This window comes from Sphingobacterium sp. E70 (assembly GCF_019285695.1).
Taxonomy (GTDB): domain Bacteria; phylum Bacteroidota; class Bacteroidia; order Sphingobacteriales; family Sphingobacteriaceae; genus Sphingobacterium; species Sphingobacterium detergens.
Window position 1 is genome coordinate 2,837,686 of record NZ_CP079104.1, and the last position, 17,665, is coordinate 2,855,350.

Here is a 17,665-nt window from a genome sequence, read left to right on the forward strand (position 1 = left end):
AGCCTGTTTTTTTACTTGTTTTCCCTTATTCCCTCTTTACAGCTATTTAAAATTATTTTATTCTGCCCTTGTGGAATCTTGAATTTTTGTGCATCCCTTACCAAACATAAAGACATAGACATGGAAAAGATCATATTACAAGTAAAAGAATCCTGCACAGCAGATTGGGGTAAAATGACAGCACAGGAACAGGGACGCTTTTGTGGCAAGTGTGAAAAGGTAGTCGTTGATTTCTCGGAGATGAGCGATCAGGAAATTGTAGATCAGATCAAAAAATCCAGTAAAGGGCTTTGTGGCCGATTTTATGAAGATCAGCTGTTAGAACTGGATGCCAGTGTTTCCTTTGCAAAAAATCCGCTATGGCGTAATCGATGGAGTGGTATTGCTGCAGGACTGATGTTGATCGGTTCATTGAGTTTTCATACTGCACAGGCGCAGAAGACCTTCACAACGGGAGAAGTCGCTGTGGTACAATCAAAGGGGCAAGTAAAACTGTCGGAAAGCAACCAAATCCAGAGCCTCGTATTAATAATAAGACGACTGGAGAAGTGATTGTGGTCCAATTGAAGGGAGATGGAACAAGTAAATCTGCCGGGGAAAATAAATTCAAACCTTCGAGGTAACAACAGGCAGGTATCATCAAATCAGGATAGCAGTAAAGTAAAGATTGCAGGAAAAATTGTATGTGCTGCTGGCGGGGAAAGTATGAAGGGTACCAATGTGACCATAGGAAACTACCATACACAGGCTGATGAAAAAGGTAATTTTCAACTCTGGGTACCTCAATCGCTCTTGAACAAGAATCAGGAACTTCGGGCAGAAATGATCGGCTATCGAACTGTTGTCATCCCTTTAAAAAAGGGCGCTAAAACAGCGATAAAAAAACCGATAGAGATGGAGGTCAGGCCGATGATCATGGGGAAGATAGCTGCTCCTATGGAGTAAGAGGACATTCCTAAGATGAATAAATATTAGTGTATGCCGATTTTACCTCCATTTGTTTACGAAAATTTTGAACCCGCCAATATTGTTTCTGTCGATGATGATCAGCAGGCTTTTTGGAAGCTTATCAGGAAATATCTGGTCCGTATATGTCGAATCTAGACTTTGCAGAGGAGGTTTTTGACAGTTATAAGATGTTATATGAATTTGTAGAGCCAATGTACGAACGCACATCCAAAGCGATCGAAGCAATGGCGCAAAAAATGAAAGGCAAAGAATAAAAAATCTACTTTTATACTTGACTTTCTCTTTGGTGAATCTTACATTTGATTTATCGAATGACTTCGTAGCTCAGTTGGTAGAGCAACAGACTCTTAATCAACGACTTAAAGTCTTTATTGTCCCATTTAACATATTCATTTTAAAGCATTTAGATAAAATCATTGTTAGAACAGTAGTTTAAAAATATTGTTAATTAACCTTGTTTTTGAGCCTTAAACAGGCTTCTGTTCTCGCAATTGTTCTCGCTAATTTATATAATATAACCTCCTTCCTCTTTGTATAAAGTTAAGGAGGTTTTTTATTTTTTTAATTTTAACGAGTAGGGAACCTAATGCTCTCTAATTGAATAAGACAAGAAAGTTGTGAGAACCCAAAATTTTTAAGGGGTATAAAATATAGAAATGAGTTCTCAATAGTCCTCAAAAATAATATGGATACGTAAACCATCGGGTAATATCCCTATTCTATTAGAAAGCTTTTCGTTATCTAAATACCCTCTAAGATATTAAGCCCGCCCTTTTGCTCGCCGTCCTGCGAGTTGAACGAAGGTCGTTGAAGAAAAGTCCGTAAGGATGATTCAACGATATCTATGAAATAGACGAAGCTTCTTGGCGGTATTTTTGAAAAGAGGATTGTGACCTGGGTTTATCAAAAATAGTGACAAGAGCGAAGCCTGAGAGAACAGCAGGCGAGCCAAACTCTAAAAACGGTTGGATTTTGAATGTGCATGCAATGCTTATTCAAAAGACAAAAGAGTTTTTATGAAGTGAAGGGATTTATAAAACATTAAGTATGACAAACAGCGAAGCTATAAATATGAAATTTTATGAAATAAGGTTTCATATTTATAAAGTTTGGCGTATCTTAATGGCATAAATTCGAAACGGAATGCCATATTACCAAGCTTATGATAAAAACTAAATGGCTTATTTATACAGTATTGATAGGTTTAATGCCATTCTTTATAAGAGTGTTCATTGTCCTTTTTGATAAAAGGGGATCTTTTGGCTATTTATTTAATGAAATTGACTTTATCAGTTTCGGATTAATATTAAATTTATCAGTAATTAACGAGTTAGAGGATAAAATCGTTGCAGATAAGGTTTGGAAGTCAAGGGTGATTGGGTTTTCAATCTTTTCCATTTTAATTCTTTCTGCAATACTAGCGATTGTAACTTATTCCGATTTTAATATGAATAAGGAATTGAATAGGAACTCAATTAAGATATGCGCAATTTTATTAGCTGTAGTTAACTTTGTCCTCAATTATGCTGTGTATAACAAATTAAACGTGTTAAACGATGAATAATTTGATAATAATCCTAACAGCAATCGCGTCGATTGTAGGTCTCTATATAGCAATAAGTACCATCGTGGAGACACGCAAAAGACATTACAATGATTATATTAAAAGAAAGAGAAATAAATGAAAAAATTAAGATCATTTTTATACTTAGATAATTACAAGATGTATTCAATATCTTCTCAATTATTTGAAGGTTTGACGGAGTACATTTTAAGAAGTGAAAGTGCAGTTTCCAAGGAAGAAGAAAAACAAAAAGGACCTGTATTCAGTGGTAAAGTATTAGCGGATATTATAGAAACAAACTCTAATCAGACAGAGAAAAAATTTTTACACGATTATTCATATAATCTTTTTGAAGAAACTTTAATAGGAGAAGGGAGAGTTCTCGAAATCTCTTCTGAAACAGATGATGATGTATTCGAAAAATTAGATGACTATAGTTTTTTGAAAATTACTGGTAATATAATTTTTAACGACGTTCAAGAATTGGAGAAAACGATGTCACAATTTAATCAAACAGGTGAGGCATTAGGTTATATAACTTGTTTGGAAGAATATAAAAATGAAGTTGCCGAAATACAACAGAGTGTTAACGATGTTAAAGACAGAAATAAAAAAGCTCATCTGAATAATTTACTTAAAAATAAAGCCTCATTTAGTACTTATTTGAAAGAAAAGGGTTTGCAGATGGATGAGGATTTTGAAGCATCTTGGATATCTTTTAAGGTATGGATATCATCAGCAATTAGAAGTTCAAGTTCCAATACTTAGAAATGGTTTAGATCTTAATTTATTCAGTGCTCAGCTCGATAGAAAGAATCTAAAAGAAAATGAACAAACGATGATAAAAAAATTTTCTAGAGAGACAGAAAAAAATTCACGTTGTTTGGCATATTGACTCAGAAATTAGATCGTGAAAGTAAAGAAGAACTTTTGCAAAATTTAGTGATGCAAAAGAAAATCCAAGTATGAAAGAAGCAATTTCTAATGTGGTAAAACATATGGGAAATGTCGAAAATACCTTTAATGGAAAGTCAGATTATGAGTTTATTATAGATCCAATAGCCTTGTATTTAGAAATTTAGATTTCAAACAATATGTCTAAAAATATTCTATTTCCTTATGTAACTTTTAATCATTTTGTTGATGAGCCATTAATAAAAAAATTAGCATTATTTTATGATAAAATACTGGTCGGAGATGGTCGATTTAATATAATCTCTGATCTGTCTAGTACTAAGATGAATGAGGAGAATCGATCTCTATTCTATGAACAAGCTGTATGGGAATTTTTTTAAAGGATAATAATGTAGTTGAAGTATATCCGTATTTTAAAGAGAAGTTCGATCAACAAGATGAGGAAACATTGGAGTTGACAAAGAAATTAGAGGAATTATTTAGGAAGGAGAGAATAGATAAATATTCAAAAATATCAAATCCAACTCAGGAAGAATTAGAAGAAATGAAGAGAGAATACTTCCATCATTTTTTCCTTACTCATGATATATCTATTAGATTGGACACATTACATTTGAGAAAACTTGATGAATTTTCGGAATATTACCCATTGCTTCGCACTATTGATACTTTAAGGTCGAATGAAAAGAAAACACAGATAATTCAATTTATATTAAATGATATTCCCGAACCAAGTTCTGATACCTCATGGGATCATATAATTGAATTTAGAACTGATGAAGATATAAAAAATAAATATTTGGCATTGATAAATTGGATAAATAGAACATCCAATTCTAACTCAAAAATTTCCGAAATAAAGGAGGAATATGATTATTTGTATAGTGAATATATAAAACAATTTAATCTCCATAAGATGAAATATAATAATTCAAAACTGGAAGTAATTGTGAATGCAACAGTGAATTTTGTCACAAACGTAGCGACAGGTAATTATATAAGCTCGATCAAAGATCTATTTCAATTTAATATTAAAAATGCCAGTCTGTTGCAAGAGGAGTCGAAACTTACAGGCAAAGAGATCGCATATATTTTTCATGCAAAAGAGACTTTTAAATAGAATCCCACTCACGAAACCCTCCAAGTTTCAATTGAGTGGGATTTTTAGATAGATATAGGGCAAGTTATAAAGGTAAATGTAGGATGTTTCAGTTATTGTCTTATTAAAAGTAAAACCACTTCGAAAAAAAAAAGATCGTTTATTTTCCCTTATCTCTTCGTTAACAATAATACCCTTTTCAAAGGTTAACTGGATCAGGTTTTTGTACACTGTGTCGTGATAATTATCACCAGAGAGCTTTATACGCTTTACCAATTTTATCTCCCCTGAAAACCATTTAGCAAAAACATTCTGCTGATTTGGAAATAGATAATTAAGGCTAATATTTTTGATTTCGTAAGATCTGTCAGGACTGAATTCATTTTTTCAGTTTGATAAATTCTGATCGCTCCAGAAAAATGAGTTAGAAATAGCTTATTGTCTGATATAACCCATAATCCACTATAACCCCTCCAACAACTAGATGCTATGGGTTGAAATTCAAAATTTTGTTTTTGTAAATATTGATCCAATGGTTCAGCATAGAGACTTTGATACCTTTTTCCTTTATAAATGAATTCTTCGGGTGTTTGTGCTGTCATATCTGTTATTTTAATTGGCCAATGTAAAACGGAATTTATCAAATAGACGTGTAATAAGAGACTTCTTACCTCTTGTCACTCGGATTTCTTCGTTTATCAATTGACCGTTAACAAAGGTCAAGATATAGACCTTAATGCGTTCTTTATTTAGGTCCTCTATTTGAGATCGAGTTCTAACCAAATGAACGTCGCCAGTATACCAGTCAGCATGCATCCTGCAGTTATTCAGACAATGTGATAAATCAATATCTATAATCTCATCTTGATTTGTAGGAGAACAATTATTGAAATCAGAATAATTGATAATACCACTTAATTTGAAGATATTGAGTTGTTGACCTTCAATCACCCAAGTGGCGGTGAATCTCTTCCAGCATCTAGTACTTACATTTGGATAATATTCCTTTATATTTTCAGCAATTGCAGACGTTGTTATGTCCTCTTGATATATCGACCAAAAGCAACTTCTGTTGTAGTAAACAATTTCAGATTGATAAACTGCCATAAGCTTGGAATAAAATAGCCTTCCAATAAATGAAAAGGCTATTTATTGACTAAGTGTATTTTTAAGGTCGTCCAGTATCGCTCTATACACTTGGTCGAAATTAAATCTGCCCAATTTGGAATCGATGTATTCCCTAGCAAATTCATGACCTTTGTGCGTTTGTGGAACTGGTGATGAAAAAATTCCTAGAAACCTAATTTTCTTCGTAAACCTGTGCGTGTTATCCATGTTGATATTAATCATCTTGTTCCTCAACACAGAAATTGTCTCGTAATTTGGTGAACCCTGCGGAGGTAGTTGAATAAAATATGATGGAGATATACTTATAACAAGATCGTCTTTCCAGTCTAAGGAAATATTGTATTTCCATCCATTATGAACTCCTTCGTCTTGTGATTTATATGAGATAGCCATTATTGTACAAATTGTGATATAATTGATATGAGAAGACAAAATCCAAGAATTATTAATACAATGATGTTCCTTGGTTCATCTAACGTCTTTTGTGATTTGAAGAATAGGAAAACCGATGCGAAAACGATCAATAATATTATTATATGCATGTTACCGATTCGAGTTTACTAACGGTTTTCAATGATAAAGTCAGAACTTCGTCGGCCTTGATTAACTTCATCTAGAACACCATTGATAAAATAGAAATACCACGAACCTTGATATCCATCTCCTTGCAGATAAATGGTGTAGTTACGAGTATGTTTGATGCTTGTAACCTTTTTTTCTATTCTGTTTTAGGAAATCATTTTCACTCATCCCAATGGTATAGTATACTTTGGAAGCGCAAGAGGACAATGCAAGCAGTAGAATAACCCCGCATAGCGTTAATAACCTTTTCATAAGTTCAATATGTGTTTGGATCGAAAGTCCCGATTCGATGGGTTAATAATAAAAAAGCGTGGGACGTAACCTAGAGCTGATTGCTGAGAGAGGTACCTAGGAGAACCCTGCACAAACAAACAGATAGGCACGTCCCACGCTTATATATAGCGTAGAACGTCACCTTATCCGCTCTTGTTGTGCAATTGAAAATTTCCTAGGTTTTCTCTTTCACAAGAACTTCAAGCTAACGCTTTATTTCTTCAATATTTTAATACAATACAAAGATAAATAATTATTGATTATCAATGTCAAAATATCCTTCATCTTTTAAACTGAGGTATTTGTCAGGCGTTACTATCAGATGGTCGCAGATTTCGATATCTAAGAACTTGCCTGCTTCAATTGCTTTCTTTGTGATTGCTCTATCGGCAGAACTTGGTTGTAATTGCTCCGATGGATGATTGTGTGCCAGTATTATTTTAGAAGCAGATGCTTTCAGGGCAATAGAAAATATAACTTTCATGTCCACTGGAACGAAATCCTTACCTCCTCTTGCTAGGTCTATAATTCCCAATACTTTGTTCGCATTGTTAAGCAAGATAACCTTAAACTCTTCCAGAAAGCTCATAACTGATCTGTCCCAGACCTGCATCAATATTTTATAAGCTTGCTGTGAGTTGGTAATTAATGGACATTCTGATATTTTAAATTCGGGAACGAACTCGACCCGAATTTCTGAAACATTTAGTAGATTTTTCATGGTTTGATTGTGTTTTTAATAAATGATTTCCAAGTAGGTTGACGTCGGGGATGATCATTTACACCTGTAGTGCGTAAAACACATATATTAGATTCAATGGCTGTACATTAACTTCGGACAATTTGCTAGACAGTGCCTTATTCTATTAGAGAGGGGCGTTTATAAAAGGTAGATATATAGGTGTTTACGGCGTGTATAAAAAAACAGTTAGGTATAATTATTTGATATATAGTGAAATAAAACGGATGACTTTTCTAGACTAGAAATTCCCTCTAATTGAAAAAGAAATATTTTTCGGATGGGATCAGGTTATTATATTACCCATTTTCAAGACACCTGTCTTCTATTAAAAATAGCCCCGTCCTCAAAGACTTGGGGCATATTTTTAATAGGTCAATTTTTGGTATTTATATCATAGACGAATGACGTTATTTTTATGTGTTCAATTTGAACACCATTGATTCTAGGCTTAGATTCAGTTATTTGGAAGAAAGATTTTACGCCATGAATATTTCTTTTAATATCAGAATTATGATTACGTGTGATTTTAATAAATTGGTCTAAAAACTCTTGTTTCTTATAGCTTTTACCAACGTCAAATTTAGTATATAGTGCTTTGATAAGAGGGAAATTTTCTAAAGTATCTTTTCCATAGTTCAAGGCATGGTGCTTTTTAAGGCTAACTGACTTTTAGCAATTTTTCTGAGTCCTTTTTCTCCTTCATCATAATATACATCGTAAATTTCAGGGTGTTTTTCTCGAATCATTTTGCTAAGATTATCTGAATCGTCAATTATAATATACTGGCCTTCATAATTTCTTTTCTTAGTTTCTTGAATATTATTGAGTAAAATAATAATTTGATCTAGTTTCTCTTGAAAACTAAGTGCTGTTTTAATTCTGTCTAATTGTTCTGATTTATTGATAACTAAATATTTTTCTTGTTCAACATTAAAATATTTGATATCTGTGTCTAGAATACAAACAGATTTATATGCATTAAAAAGCGAATCAGATGATCTATAATAAGAGTTTACTATATTTTCTTCTATAAAATTATCCCACATAAAGTAGTTCGGAGAACAATCTTGGTTAATAAATAATTTATGACCAGACATCTGTATAATACTGTTGATGACTTCTGCAGTATGTGGGTCGGAAGAGGATTTTTTTAGCCCTATAAGAAATTGTACAACAGCATTGCAAGCACTTAAATATGCAATAGATTCCTCTTTACTTTTGTGTTTTAACCTCGGATCAATATTCGAAATTATGGTAAATGACTTTACGACCTTTCGTTTTCTAAATCTTCCGACAATTTGAATAGCATCCGTTGCTGGATTTATTTTTGTATGAGGAGCATTTACAATATCGCTAAGAATTACAACATCAACTTCCTCGTTAATATCTATATCCAATGCGCAAAAATATCTTGATGTTAAAAATTATATTTTTGTAATTTTTCTCAAGCAATTGATGGCCAAGATGAGCAGGATTTATATTTTTCTTTTGTCATAAAAATCATTGACTTCTTCGACGGATGTGAAGATTGCCGACTCTTTTTCAATATTTAATGTTTTTATAAAATCTGAGATGTTTGTAGGACTATTAAAAAAGATGAATACTTTTCTGTTTCTTAAAGTATCTAAATGTTTCTTAAATGCATCGAAAACAGAGTTAGTGGTAATCAATTTCATATTCTTTGCAATTTGATATGTTGGGATTACATTCCAGACTTTAAAATTATGTTGTTGAAATCTAGGATCGATAGGCATATACCCTGTTGCGCTAACTAGAGCTTTTCCTTGAATTTAAAAAATAATTCCATTGGGTATGTGATCATTTCTCTAAAATCGACATCTGAGGCCATTTTTTCGAATTCATCAAAGAGGATAAAATAGTCATTAAGGAAATCAATATTTAATTTACTAAATGCGTCAATTACCTTTTGAACGATTCTGGTGTTGTGATAATCTTCTTGTTAGGTTTTTTGTTCTTTGAAAGGTATTTGATTATGCTGTTGGTCGTTATACCTTCGTAAACTCCAAAACAATTTTTGTGTTTGAGTAATTTTCCTTGTATTACTGGAACATAAGGTTCAATAATAATTGAATTGCGCTCGCAGATTAGCTCTAAATATGTTGCACCAATACCTGTAATATTTTTTAAAAGAATCGTATTAGTTGGGATTTCAGCCATTATATGCTGTAAAAATTGTCCCTTTTGTATATATTTTGGTTCGTTTTGCATGATATCTATTGAAAATATTTGGGTAAGCAGGGGAAGACCCCCTGCTTAGGAAAAGAATTATTTTTGTGTAGCTATAATCATTAGCTCTTTTAGGTTTAGGTCATACTTTACAAAGGACGCAAAGCTTAATAGTTTATGTAGTCCACGGAAATAGAACATTTCGAATTTAACATCTTTGCCTTCATGAGTCGTTGTCACTTCAACAAAAGAAATCCGTTCTTTTGGTGTAAATCGCACTTCCGAGATTTTCATCTTTATCCCATTTGTAAGATTATTAATGAAAAGCCAAAACTCTAGTCGCTGTTGATTAGTAAGTGCTTTATGGAATTCTCTAAAATACTTTTTGTAAAGACACCAAAGTATTCATGATTTTCAATAAAAACATTATTATTCGATAGTATATATTTCACATTCTTCGCACTAGTTTTCTTTGTTTTACCAGTGAATAGTGGTTTTTGCTCCACGGAGGCATTTTTCAATTTTAATTGAACTATATTCATGTTCAGAATTCTTTTAACTTGTTTTTTCTCTGTCAACCCAGTTCGTTCCCACATCAACACTTGGCGCCTTATTGTTTTTGTGTTATCCCTTTCGGACAATACAAAGGTGCAAACAACGAAATAGGGGGCAATCTTTTCGTTTTTAAAGATCACCCCCATTGAAAATAAGGTTGAAAAAATATTGGCGGAATTTACATTTTCAGCAAATCTTTGATAAAGTCCTCCTTTTCCGAATAATTGCCGGATGGAGGTATGAGCTTGGGTGAATCAATTGGAATCATACCAAAAAAGCGCATAGCAGAAAAGATATATAGATGCTTTTGTTTCATCATAGGGGCAACCTTGGGTTCAGCTTCAACAATTAAAATATCTAAGAATTTCATGAGAGATTTGGCAACAAGACTGCTAAAGATTCTCCTAGCGGATTTATTCTTGCTTATTTTATAAGTAGACATCTGCTCATGCAGTCTGACAAAATATTTCAATGTGAATTCGTATTCTAGGCCCTCATTAATTGCCACGCTTAGAATAGAATTGGAAGTGATGAAATTCGTATTATAACGTCCCTTTATTCTATCGTCAAATTTTGAATATCTATCATCAATTAATTTATCCAATATTTCTTTTGAACTCTCTGGATCAACAAGAATATTATCCTGTGAGATTAAGTTTCCTCTTTCGTCCCTGTGCTTGATGGATATTTCACTCCGATTGATATTTTCTCGGATTCGCAACAGTTTTACAATTTCCTCAACATCTGCAATCTCCCAATTAACCAATTCTTGATGGTTCATTCCATCACTCTCTTTATTATCCAGTAGCTTGTAATGCAATTCCCACTCATAATCAAGATATGTATTAATGAGACATAGGCTTTCAAAGATGAGGGCTAAAATCATCTCTTTATGATATTGATCAAGATTTTCGTATTCTTCATTTAAAAGCATTGAAGATAGGTCATAGATCATTGAGTAGTCATCATGCCAGAATTTTCCCCATTTTCGTCTATATGCCCCAAAGGAGATACCTCGAACGCAAAATGTTGGTTATCTGTCCAGTCTTTGGTGTTATAATCATTTTGGTAACACTGTTTTAAACGAAATGGATTAAGTTTAATATCTATATTGAATGGCATTTCTTCTATCATGACCCAAAAATATAAAAGCCATTGGATTTACCATCGGAATGATAACAGAAAATGAGAACTCATTTTATTAGAGGGGTATAATTAACAAAATGAATTCTCAAATTCTCATTATAATTCTGGCATCACGTGTTTCAATTCATTCGCATTATGAACACCTAATCCACGCAGGTATTTAAGCGTTACAATCATATCTGAATGTCCTAATAGCTGTTGGAGTATATGAAGGTCTTTAGTTTTCTTATAAACGTTTACAGAAGCTGTATGGCGGAATGAGTAGATCGTTTGGTTCTTCTCGATAATTGCTTCTTTCTCCATTAGTTTGAACATTCTAGTCCAAGCGGTGCTAAAATAGTAGGGATTATTGGCATCAGGTGCCCCAGTAAAGAGATTATCATCATGGGATAGATTTTCTAATCGATTTATCAATAACTCCCTTACATAATTCGGTATTGGTACTATTCTAATCTTTTTCCCTTTATTCTCATTACCCGAGAGGTGTATTTCAGTAACATTATTCTTGAAATGGTGGCGTTTGAGCAATCTAATTTCATTATGGGGTCGTAGTAAGCAACCATAACTGATTAGACAACATAGATACAAATCTGTATGATTTCTCTTTAGAAACTCTAGGACTTTTGGTAATTGATCTTCTGAATAAATTTTATGAAGCTTAGGGTTGCCTTTCTTCGATCTGTCCTATTAACAATGGAAGTGTTAAATTCAAAGTCTTTATCAATTTCTCCAAATACAGCCTTAATATGACGTCTTGAAATCATATAGTTGGAAGCACTCGAATTAAATTGATTCATGAATTCTTGAATTCTCGACCGTTGTAGATCGTTTATATTCCCATTTAATTCTTCGCTAGTTAGAAATGCTTTTAATTTATTGGTTAGTTTTTCTAGATGGTGGACATATTTGCTTGACAAATTTGCCTTCTTCTTATTTTCTATAGCCATATCTAACAATTCTCTTAAGGAGGTGTTTTCAATGGTTTTAATTTTTGTTGGCGATTTGTTTATAGGGTATTTCCCGAACTCAATAGCTTTTTTAAATTCATATTCTAGAACCTTTAATTTTTCAATCCTCTCTTTTACTGTTAAACAAGAGTTTGGCTGTATGTCCAAACCCAATTTTACACCAGTATATTCTTTATATTTTTTGTCTCCAATCTTGATATAGATATACGAACGCTTCTTTAAATCGTCGGGATTAGATATTGTAATTTGTGCATTATCCATGAGTGCTGTTCTCGCACTGTTCTCGCAATAGATGTTATCTATTACGCTTTGTTATATGAATAAATAAATGTTATGATAATGCTGTAACAAATCAGGTAATTCGAAGCTCCTTTTAGGTTTGATAAAACACTAAAATCTCGCTTGAATGTCATAAAAGTCAAAAAAATATTCTTTTCCACTTGACTTTTCTACGGTGAACCTTACATTTGGATTATCGAATGACTTCGTAGCTCAGTTGGTAGAGCAACAGACTCTTAATCTGTGGGTCCTGAGTTCGAGCCTCAGCGGGGTCACTGTCAAAAAAAGCCGTTTTACAAATGTAGGATGGCTTTTTTGTTTATTGGAAAATTATCGCCTTCCTTTCCTGTAGTGCAAAAAATAATAGGCTAATAGCGCGCTGGACAGCATCAGCAATGCCCCCAAATAAAAGGGGTGCCGAGAAAATGTATTGGCGCGTCGCCCTGGCTGAAATAATAAAAAGTCTGCGTCATCATCAGGGGCCAAAGATTGCCGCAAGGCTCATAATACTATTCAGTCCACGTTGTAGCGCACCCTGTTCGTTGGGTGGTACCTGTCCGATATTAGTGACTGTAAAGTGGGATAAGCAATGTTCCTAGTACATAAGGGATCAAAAAGCATAAAGCATCCAACTTTGGGTAGCAATGGCTAACAATATCATACCTAGTGCATACAAAAGTAAACCTAAGTACACGTTTTTTCATTTCCCAATCGTGGGAACATATAATCGGCAAAAAAGCCGAGTAGTGCAATAAGTATTATCGGTCGCATACCGTACTTGTCGCTCAGGTTTCGTATAAGAAGTGAAAAAGCAATTTGCATAATGGCATATACTGTAAGTAAATAACCGCCCCAAAGACTGGCTTGCCTAATGGAAATATTTTTAAGCGTTGCAATCAACTTGGGCATTACCGGTATGATAAGGCCAAAACCAATGACATCAATTGTGAGGGTGATAAAAATAAATACTATCGCAGTGCTGTGTATCTTCTTTTCTGGTTTTGTCGCTGTTAGACCCGGCTTAAAATTGAATAAATTGGCCATTTTTTTCTATTGGAGGTTATGTTGTTCAATTTATATGTAGTAAAGGTCAGTATACTAGAGGTTTGTGCTATTACATAATTATGGAAAAGAGTTGTAAAATTTTTAGTGCTTTTCGGTGTTGATTGGAATTATGGCGATAAAGAATAATAATGTGCTTTCAATAGAATCTATCAATAAACTGACCTCAAGGTATCTAAAACTTAGTTAGAGTTACAATTTTGGAAAATCTTTCTCAGCAAAACAAACCAAAGAACTGGAAAAAGATTCGAGAATTGAATAGAAACCCGTTACTTTCTACGTAAGTAAGCCTCGATCGATAATAAATAAACCCATAATTAATGTAAATTAGAATATTGCAATTTCTCCTAAAAAAGGAGTACTGACCATGATATTGTAAACTGGATGTATCCATATTAAATATGACATGAAGATTTTTAAACGATTTCTATTTACGGCATTGATCAACCTTGGAATATCAATGCAAATCATTGCTCAGGTAACAGCGCTTCAGGTAGACTCGCTTATGAAGTCCGCATTGGCCAAGTTAGAGGTAACGGGTGCAGCCATCGCAATTGTCAAAGATGGAAAAGTAGTCATTCAAAAGGATATGGAACCCGCGATATAGATGCACCATTCCTTGTTAATGAGTATACTAACTTTCAGATAGCTAGCACGTCCAAAGCTTTTACCGTGGTCGCATTGGCAATTTTGGTTGAAGAGGGAAAGATTACCTTGGAGGATAAAGTAAAGGATCACATTCCGGAGTTTAAGATGTATAACGATTATGTCACCGAAAACATGAATATTGCTGATCTGTTGACTCATCGCAGTGGACTTGGACTTGGTGTTGGCGATCTCATGTTCTTTCCGGATGGGGAGATTTTGATGCAAAGGATGTCGTAAAAGTTTTTCAATATTTTAAACCCGTTTCCGCATTTCGGACTCAATTTGACTACGATAATTTACTTTATATTGTCGCTGGAGAGGTAATCCATCGTGTGAGCGGACAACCTTTTGGAACGTTTGTCGAAAACCGTATTTTGATGCCTTTGGGAATGAATCGCTCAAAAGTGGATAAAAAGTCCATGCTGAAAGATGAGAATACTGCTAGCCCGCATAGTTTGATAGCCAATAAAGTGAAAAGGATAAATTTTTTCGAAAACAGTGAATCCGCAGCAGCAGGGGAATCTACTCAAATGTTGCTGACATGACCAAGTGGATGTCTGTTCAATTGAATCGAGGAAAATACGGACATAATTTAGATTCAACCTTATTCTCTGCAGCCAATAGCAAACGGATGTGGACAATTCATACACCATTGGGGGCAGAGGAATCAAAACGCTATAAATCACATTTCTTAGGTTATGGGCTCGGTTGGTTTCTTACAGATAAAAATGGTTGTATGGTTGTTTCACATTCTGGATATGTACCAGGAATGCATTCTGAGGTGATATTGGTGCCAGATCTGAACTTGGGTATTACTATACTAAATAATTCAGATCACTCCGGAGGGGCACTTAATCATGCTGTAATAAACGCTATTTTGGATAAGTATTTAGGCTTAAGTGAACTGAAATGGGTCGACATGGGTGTCAATTTCCTTGCGCAAAACAAAGGTAAGGATGATGAGGCAACAACAAAAGTATGGGCGAAGGTAGATTCGCTAAAAAAACAGAAGGTTGATATTCAGAAATATATTGGTTCCTATTCTGATCGCTGGTTTGGTGAAGTACAAGTCTATCTAAAAGATAAGGAACTTCGGATCCGCAGTGTTCGATCTCCCAAATTAAATGGTGTAATGCATATGTATGAGAAAGATATTTTCGCTATCCGATGGGATTATCAGGACATGAACTGTGATGTACTTGCAACCTTCACCTTAAATAAAGAAGGAAAGGCCGAAAGCATCAAAATGAAAGGGATTTCTCCAAATATTGATTTTAGCTTTGATTTTCAAGATCTGGACCTTCGTCGTAAACCCTAAATAACTGAATAGGAAAATTTGTTTGCTTAAGAAATAGAACTAAAGCTGTCCAAATTTTACATTTAGATGCAACGAAGAGGGATGTTAAGTATAATTACTATTCAGTGTTTGGTTAAGTTCTAATGGGGTAATACAGCTGTATCACGGATATCAAATGATTTGATAAGTCCAGACCCCTGAAAGAAAACTCGGACACCAACAATCTTCCCGATTCCGGTAGGAAACAATCCCTGATAGGCGAGTTTGTCATTCAGTTCTATCTTAATATTCCCCAGTTTAGATACACATTTGACTGATACAGGTGAAGAGAAGTCAACTCCAAAAGCAGATAGATTGTTGGAGGTCCCATCCAATAATTGTTCTCCAATCCACAATTGGAGTTCGCCGACACAGCCTGGTTTGGAGAGTGGAATCATAATTATCCCATCCGTTCCCAAGAGTGTTATTCCACTTTGTTGGCATGGAGCATTAAGTTGCTGATATGTATTCTGAATGGCTAGGGATAGAGTGAAATTTTTACTGTCGATATTCCATCCCCTGAAACCTGTGTTAATACAAATTCCGGTATTTCAGAATTGTAGTTATTGGTACTTTGTGGTATATCCTGTTGTTTCAGCCCCTGCCACTCCCCATGATCAATCATTTCCTTGGGCAAATACATTGGAATAGGTTCCTTCGTTACGAAGCCCATCCAATCTTCGGATTCTATAAAAATATCATGCTCTTTGACAATAGAGTCATTGAGGACCAATTTTGCCCGGTAATATCCTGGACGGTAATAGGTACTGGCGTGTTGATGACGGTTTTTATCGACTTTTATCCTTCTTTTTGAATCCCAGTTTTGTTGAATAAAGACACTGTCTGCATTGGAATGACTTGCATCGTACTCGAATATGACAGTATTGGGTACCCCTGTCGTCACAGGTTTACTACTAAAGCTGATTTTATGATAGGATAATTCATTCGTTGATTTTCCTTGAAATCTATTGATCCCTATCAGAAATCCTGTTAATATTAACAGGATAAGGCAGCCATATACTATTTTAGCATGAGGTCTTCTCTTGAGCTCCTCTTTATTGTTTTGATCAGCGAAGGGGATGGAAGATGTTAGTGTGCGCCAATTGGAGAATCCCGAAAATTTGGCTAAAGCATCTAGTGTGCTTAAATTGGGATTGCTATTGTATTGTACCTTTCCCCAGATTCTTTTGAGGGTGCTTGTGCTGAGGACAACATTGGTTTCCTTATAAATCAATTCACTTAGGTTATCAAAATCCTGCGATTGCCAACCTGCGCTACTTCCCCACCCGACTTTTTCTTCGATGAGCTTTTTGCATTTGTTGATATGGTGTTGATTTTCAGTCATATTTAATCGCGATTAAACTTGCACAAATTTGAACAAGCTATGAATTCAGGATATATCCATTGTGAACTATCTTTATCAAAGTATATTTTGCAATACCTAATATAAACATCAAATCTTTTAACAATATGATTAAATTTAAAATTACATGCTGCTTGGGTTTACTCTTTTCTTTGCTGTCTCTAGCATCAGGACAGGAGCCCGTCAAAACAAATTTATCTTTGGATAATTTATATCCGGTCAACAGGACAGTGACCGTAGAAAAGGACAGTACAGGAGCACCTGTCGTCCATATGAATGGTCGGCCCAATGCTGGTATCGCATGGATAAAAGATAGTTCTTTTAAAAATGGTTATATCGAATTCGATGTCAGAGGAAAAGACCTGTTGCAACAGAGCTTTGTGGGAATAGCATTTCACGGGGTTAATGATACAACTTACGAAGCCGTATATTTCCGCCCATTTAATTTTTATGCAAAGGATCAGATAAGAAAGAAACATGCGGTGCAGTATATTGCGCTACCAACAAATGACTGGCCCTATCTGAGAAAGCAGTTTCCCGATAAATACGAAGCACCCATAACATCTGTGGTGGACCCTAACAATTGGTTTCATGTAAAGCTCGTTGTAATCGGACAAACGATCAAAATTTATTTTAATTCGGATACTACCCCAGCACTTCAGGTTCAATCATTACATGGAAAAACCGATGGAAAAGTGGGATTTTGGACAGGGCATACATCGGACGGGGACTTTAAAAATCTAACGATTACTGCTAAAAATTAAATGTATGAGGCTATCGACAGAAGTGCTAATCGCATAAAACTACTTTCTTGTTACTTAATCCGGAAGATTTATTCCGTAAATTTGT

At 34.4% G+C, this 17,665-nt stretch carries 24 protein-coding genes, 1 tRNA gene and 1 pseudogene; 11 read left to right on the forward strand and 15 right to left on the reverse strand.

Annotated features, from left to right (window positions below; all coding sequences use genetic code 11):
* Positions 1-120: 120 nt before the first annotated feature.
* The 5 genes from KUH03_RS20170 (at position 121) to KUH03_RS20190 (ending at position 4,568) form a co-directional block, all read left to right on the forward strand.
* Positions 121-552 (forward strand): hypothetical protein, encoded by a 432-nt coding sequence (locus KUH03_RS20170; RefSeq protein ID WP_257096076.1) that lies wholly within the window; start codon positions 121-123, stop codon positions 550-552.
* Positions 553-573: 21 nt separating this feature from the next.
* Positions 574-945, forward strand: coding sequence for a hypothetical protein (locus KUH03_RS20175; protein ID WP_257096078.1), 372 nt, complete (start codon positions 574-576; stop codon positions 943-945).
* A gap of 146 nt (positions 946-1,091) precedes the next feature.
* Positions 1,092-1,223, forward strand: a complete 132-nt coding sequence (locus KUH03_RS20180) for a hypothetical protein (RefSeq protein WP_257096080.1) — start codon at positions 1,092-1,094, stop codon at positions 1,221-1,223.
* Between the two features lie 1,427 nt (positions 1,224-2,650).
* Complete coding sequence (locus tag KUH03_RS20185; protein ID WP_257096082.1) at positions 2,651-3,301, forward strand: hypothetical protein; 651 nt, start codon at positions 2,651-2,653, stop codon at positions 3,299-3,301.
* A 511-nt stretch (positions 3,302-3,812) separates the two neighbouring features.
* A complete protein-coding gene (locus KUH03_RS20190; RefSeq protein WP_257096084.1) occupies positions 3,813-4,568 on the forward strand; it encodes a hypothetical protein in 756 nt (251 codons plus the stop codon).
* A gap of 257 nt (positions 4,569-4,825) precedes the next feature.
* Here the strand turns inward: KUH03_RS20190 and KUH03_RS20195 are convergent, their stop codons facing one another.
* The 12 genes from KUH03_RS20195 to KUH03_RS20250 all read right to left on the reverse strand — a co-directional run bounded on the left by KUH03_RS20195 (position 4,826) and on the right by KUH03_RS20250 (position 12,389).
* Positions 4,826-5,149, reverse strand: coding sequence for a hypothetical protein (locus tag KUH03_RS20195; protein ID WP_257096086.1), 324 nt, complete (start codon positions 5,147-5,149; stop codon positions 4,826-4,828).
* Positions 5,150-5,159: 10 nt separating this feature from the next.
* Entirely contained in the window at positions 5,160-5,498 is a 339-nt protein-coding gene (locus KUH03_RS20200; protein ID WP_257096088.1) for a hypothetical protein, read from the reverse strand.
* A 1,285-nt stretch (positions 5,499-6,783) separates the two neighbouring features.
* Positions 6,784-7,251 carry a RadC family protein gene (locus KUH03_RS20205; RefSeq protein ID WP_075990389.1) on the reverse strand — a complete coding sequence of 156 codons (468 nt, stop codon included), beginning with the start codon at positions 7,249-7,251 and terminating at the stop codon, positions 6,784-6,786.
* 393 nt (positions 7,252-7,644) lie between these two features.
* A complete protein-coding gene (locus KUH03_RS20210) occupies positions 7,645-7,911 on the reverse strand; it encodes a hypothetical protein (protein WP_257096090.1) in 267 nt (88 codons plus the stop codon).
* A complete protein-coding gene (locus tag KUH03_RS20215; RefSeq protein WP_257096092.1) occupies positions 7,908-8,669 on the reverse strand; it encodes a hypothetical protein in 762 nt (253 codons plus the stop codon). Before KUH03_RS20215 ends, KUH03_RS20210 begins: the two co-directional genes overlap by 4 nt.
* 523 nt (positions 8,670-9,192) lie before the next feature.
* Positions 9,193-9,501: a hypothetical protein gene (locus tag KUH03_RS20220; RefSeq protein ID WP_257096094.1), complete on the reverse strand. Its 309-nt coding sequence runs from the start codon at positions 9,499-9,501 to the stop codon at positions 9,193-9,195.
* A 57-nt stretch (positions 9,502-9,558) separates the two neighbouring features.
* Positions 9,559-9,753 (reverse strand): hypothetical protein, encoded by a 195-nt coding sequence (locus tag KUH03_RS20225; protein WP_257096096.1) that lies wholly within the window; start codon positions 9,751-9,753, stop codon positions 9,559-9,561.
* Positions 9,754-9,794: 41 nt separating this feature from the next.
* Positions 9,795-10,160 (reverse strand): hypothetical protein, encoded by a 366-nt coding sequence (locus tag KUH03_RS20230; protein ID WP_257096098.1) that lies wholly within the window; start codon positions 10,158-10,160, stop codon positions 9,795-9,797.
* 32 nt (positions 10,161-10,192) lie between these two features.
* Complete coding sequence (locus tag KUH03_RS20235; RefSeq protein WP_257096100.1) at positions 10,193-10,969, reverse strand: hypothetical protein; 777 nt, start codon at positions 10,967-10,969, stop codon at positions 10,193-10,195.
* Positions 10,966-11,136, reverse strand: a complete 171-nt coding sequence (locus KUH03_RS20240) for a hypothetical protein (protein WP_257096102.1) — start codon at positions 11,134-11,136, stop codon at positions 10,966-10,968. The genes KUH03_RS20235 and KUH03_RS20240 overlap by 4 nt, the downstream gene beginning before the upstream one ends.
* Before the next feature lie 120 nt (positions 11,137-11,256).
* Positions 11,257-11,748 (reverse strand): site-specific integrase, encoded by a 492-nt coding sequence (locus KUH03_RS20245; protein ID WP_257096104.1) that lies wholly within the window; start codon positions 11,746-11,748, stop codon positions 11,257-11,259.
* 26 nt (positions 11,749-11,774) lie between these two features.
* The gene (locus KUH03_RS20250; RefSeq protein WP_257096105.1) at positions 11,775-12,389 is read right to left on the reverse strand and encodes a hypothetical protein; all 615 of its coding nucleotides are present in this window, start codon (positions 12,387-12,389) and stop codon (positions 11,775-11,777) included.
* Between the two features lie 220 nt (positions 12,390-12,609).
* On the opposite strand from KUH03_RS20250, the gene KUH03_RS20255 reads away from it, so the two are divergent.
* Positions 12,610-12,682 (forward strand) — tRNA-Lys (locus KUH03_RS20255).
* A 409-nt stretch (positions 12,683-13,091) separates the two neighbouring features.
* Here KUH03_RS20255 and KUH03_RS20260 read toward each other — a convergent pair.
* Complete coding sequence (locus tag KUH03_RS20260; RefSeq protein ID WP_257096107.1) at positions 13,092-13,451, reverse strand: hypothetical protein; 360 nt, start codon at positions 13,449-13,451, stop codon at positions 13,092-13,094.
* Between the two features lie 424 nt (positions 13,452-13,875).
* Here KUH03_RS20260 and KUH03_RS20265 point away from each other — a divergent pair, with 424 nt between their 5' ends.
* The 4 genes and pseudogenes from KUH03_RS20265 to KUH03_RS20280 all read left to right on the forward strand — a co-directional run bounded on the left by KUH03_RS20265 (position 13,876) and on the right by KUH03_RS20280 (position 15,435).
* Positions 13,876-14,076 (forward strand): hypothetical protein, encoded by a 201-nt coding sequence (locus tag KUH03_RS20265; protein WP_257096109.1) that lies wholly within the window; start codon positions 13,876-13,878, stop codon positions 14,074-14,076.
* Positions 14,073-14,354, forward strand: coding sequence for a serine hydrolase (locus KUH03_RS20270; protein WP_257097157.1), 282 nt, complete (start codon positions 14,073-14,075; stop codon positions 14,352-14,354). Before KUH03_RS20265 ends, KUH03_RS20270 begins: the two co-directional genes overlap by 4 nt.
* A 29-nt stretch (positions 14,355-14,383) precedes the next feature.
* Positions 14,384-14,662 (forward strand): annotated as a pseudogene (locus tag KUH03_RS20275) (serine hydrolase); the annotation flags it as partial.
* On the forward strand, positions 14,659-15,435 hold the full coding sequence (locus tag KUH03_RS20280; RefSeq protein ID WP_257096111.1) for a serine hydrolase: 777 nt from the start codon (positions 14,659-14,661) through the stop codon (positions 15,433-15,435). The pseudogene KUH03_RS20275 and the gene KUH03_RS20280, both read left to right, overlap by 4 nt.
* Before the next feature lie 119 nt (positions 15,436-15,554).
* Here the strand turns inward: KUH03_RS20280 and KUH03_RS20285 are convergent, their stop codons facing one another.
* Together KUH03_RS20285 and KUH03_RS20290 are read right to left on the reverse strand one after the other, a co-directional pair.
* A complete protein-coding gene (locus tag KUH03_RS20285) occupies positions 15,555-15,851 on the reverse strand; it encodes a hypothetical protein (protein WP_257096113.1) in 297 nt (98 codons plus the stop codon).
* A gap of 80 nt (positions 15,852-15,931) precedes the next feature.
* Complete coding sequence (locus tag KUH03_RS20290) at positions 15,932-16,798, reverse strand: hypothetical protein (RefSeq protein WP_257096115.1); 867 nt, start codon at positions 16,796-16,798, stop codon at positions 15,932-15,934.
* A 125-nt stretch (positions 16,799-16,923) separates the two neighbouring features.
* Here KUH03_RS20290 and KUH03_RS20295 point away from each other — a divergent pair, with 125 nt between their 5' ends.
* Positions 16,924-17,580 carry a family 16 glycoside hydrolase gene (locus KUH03_RS20295; RefSeq protein WP_257096117.1) on the forward strand — a complete coding sequence of 219 codons (657 nt, stop codon included), beginning with the start codon at positions 16,924-16,926 and terminating at the stop codon, positions 17,578-17,580.
* Positions 17,581-17,665 lie beyond the last annotated feature (85 nt).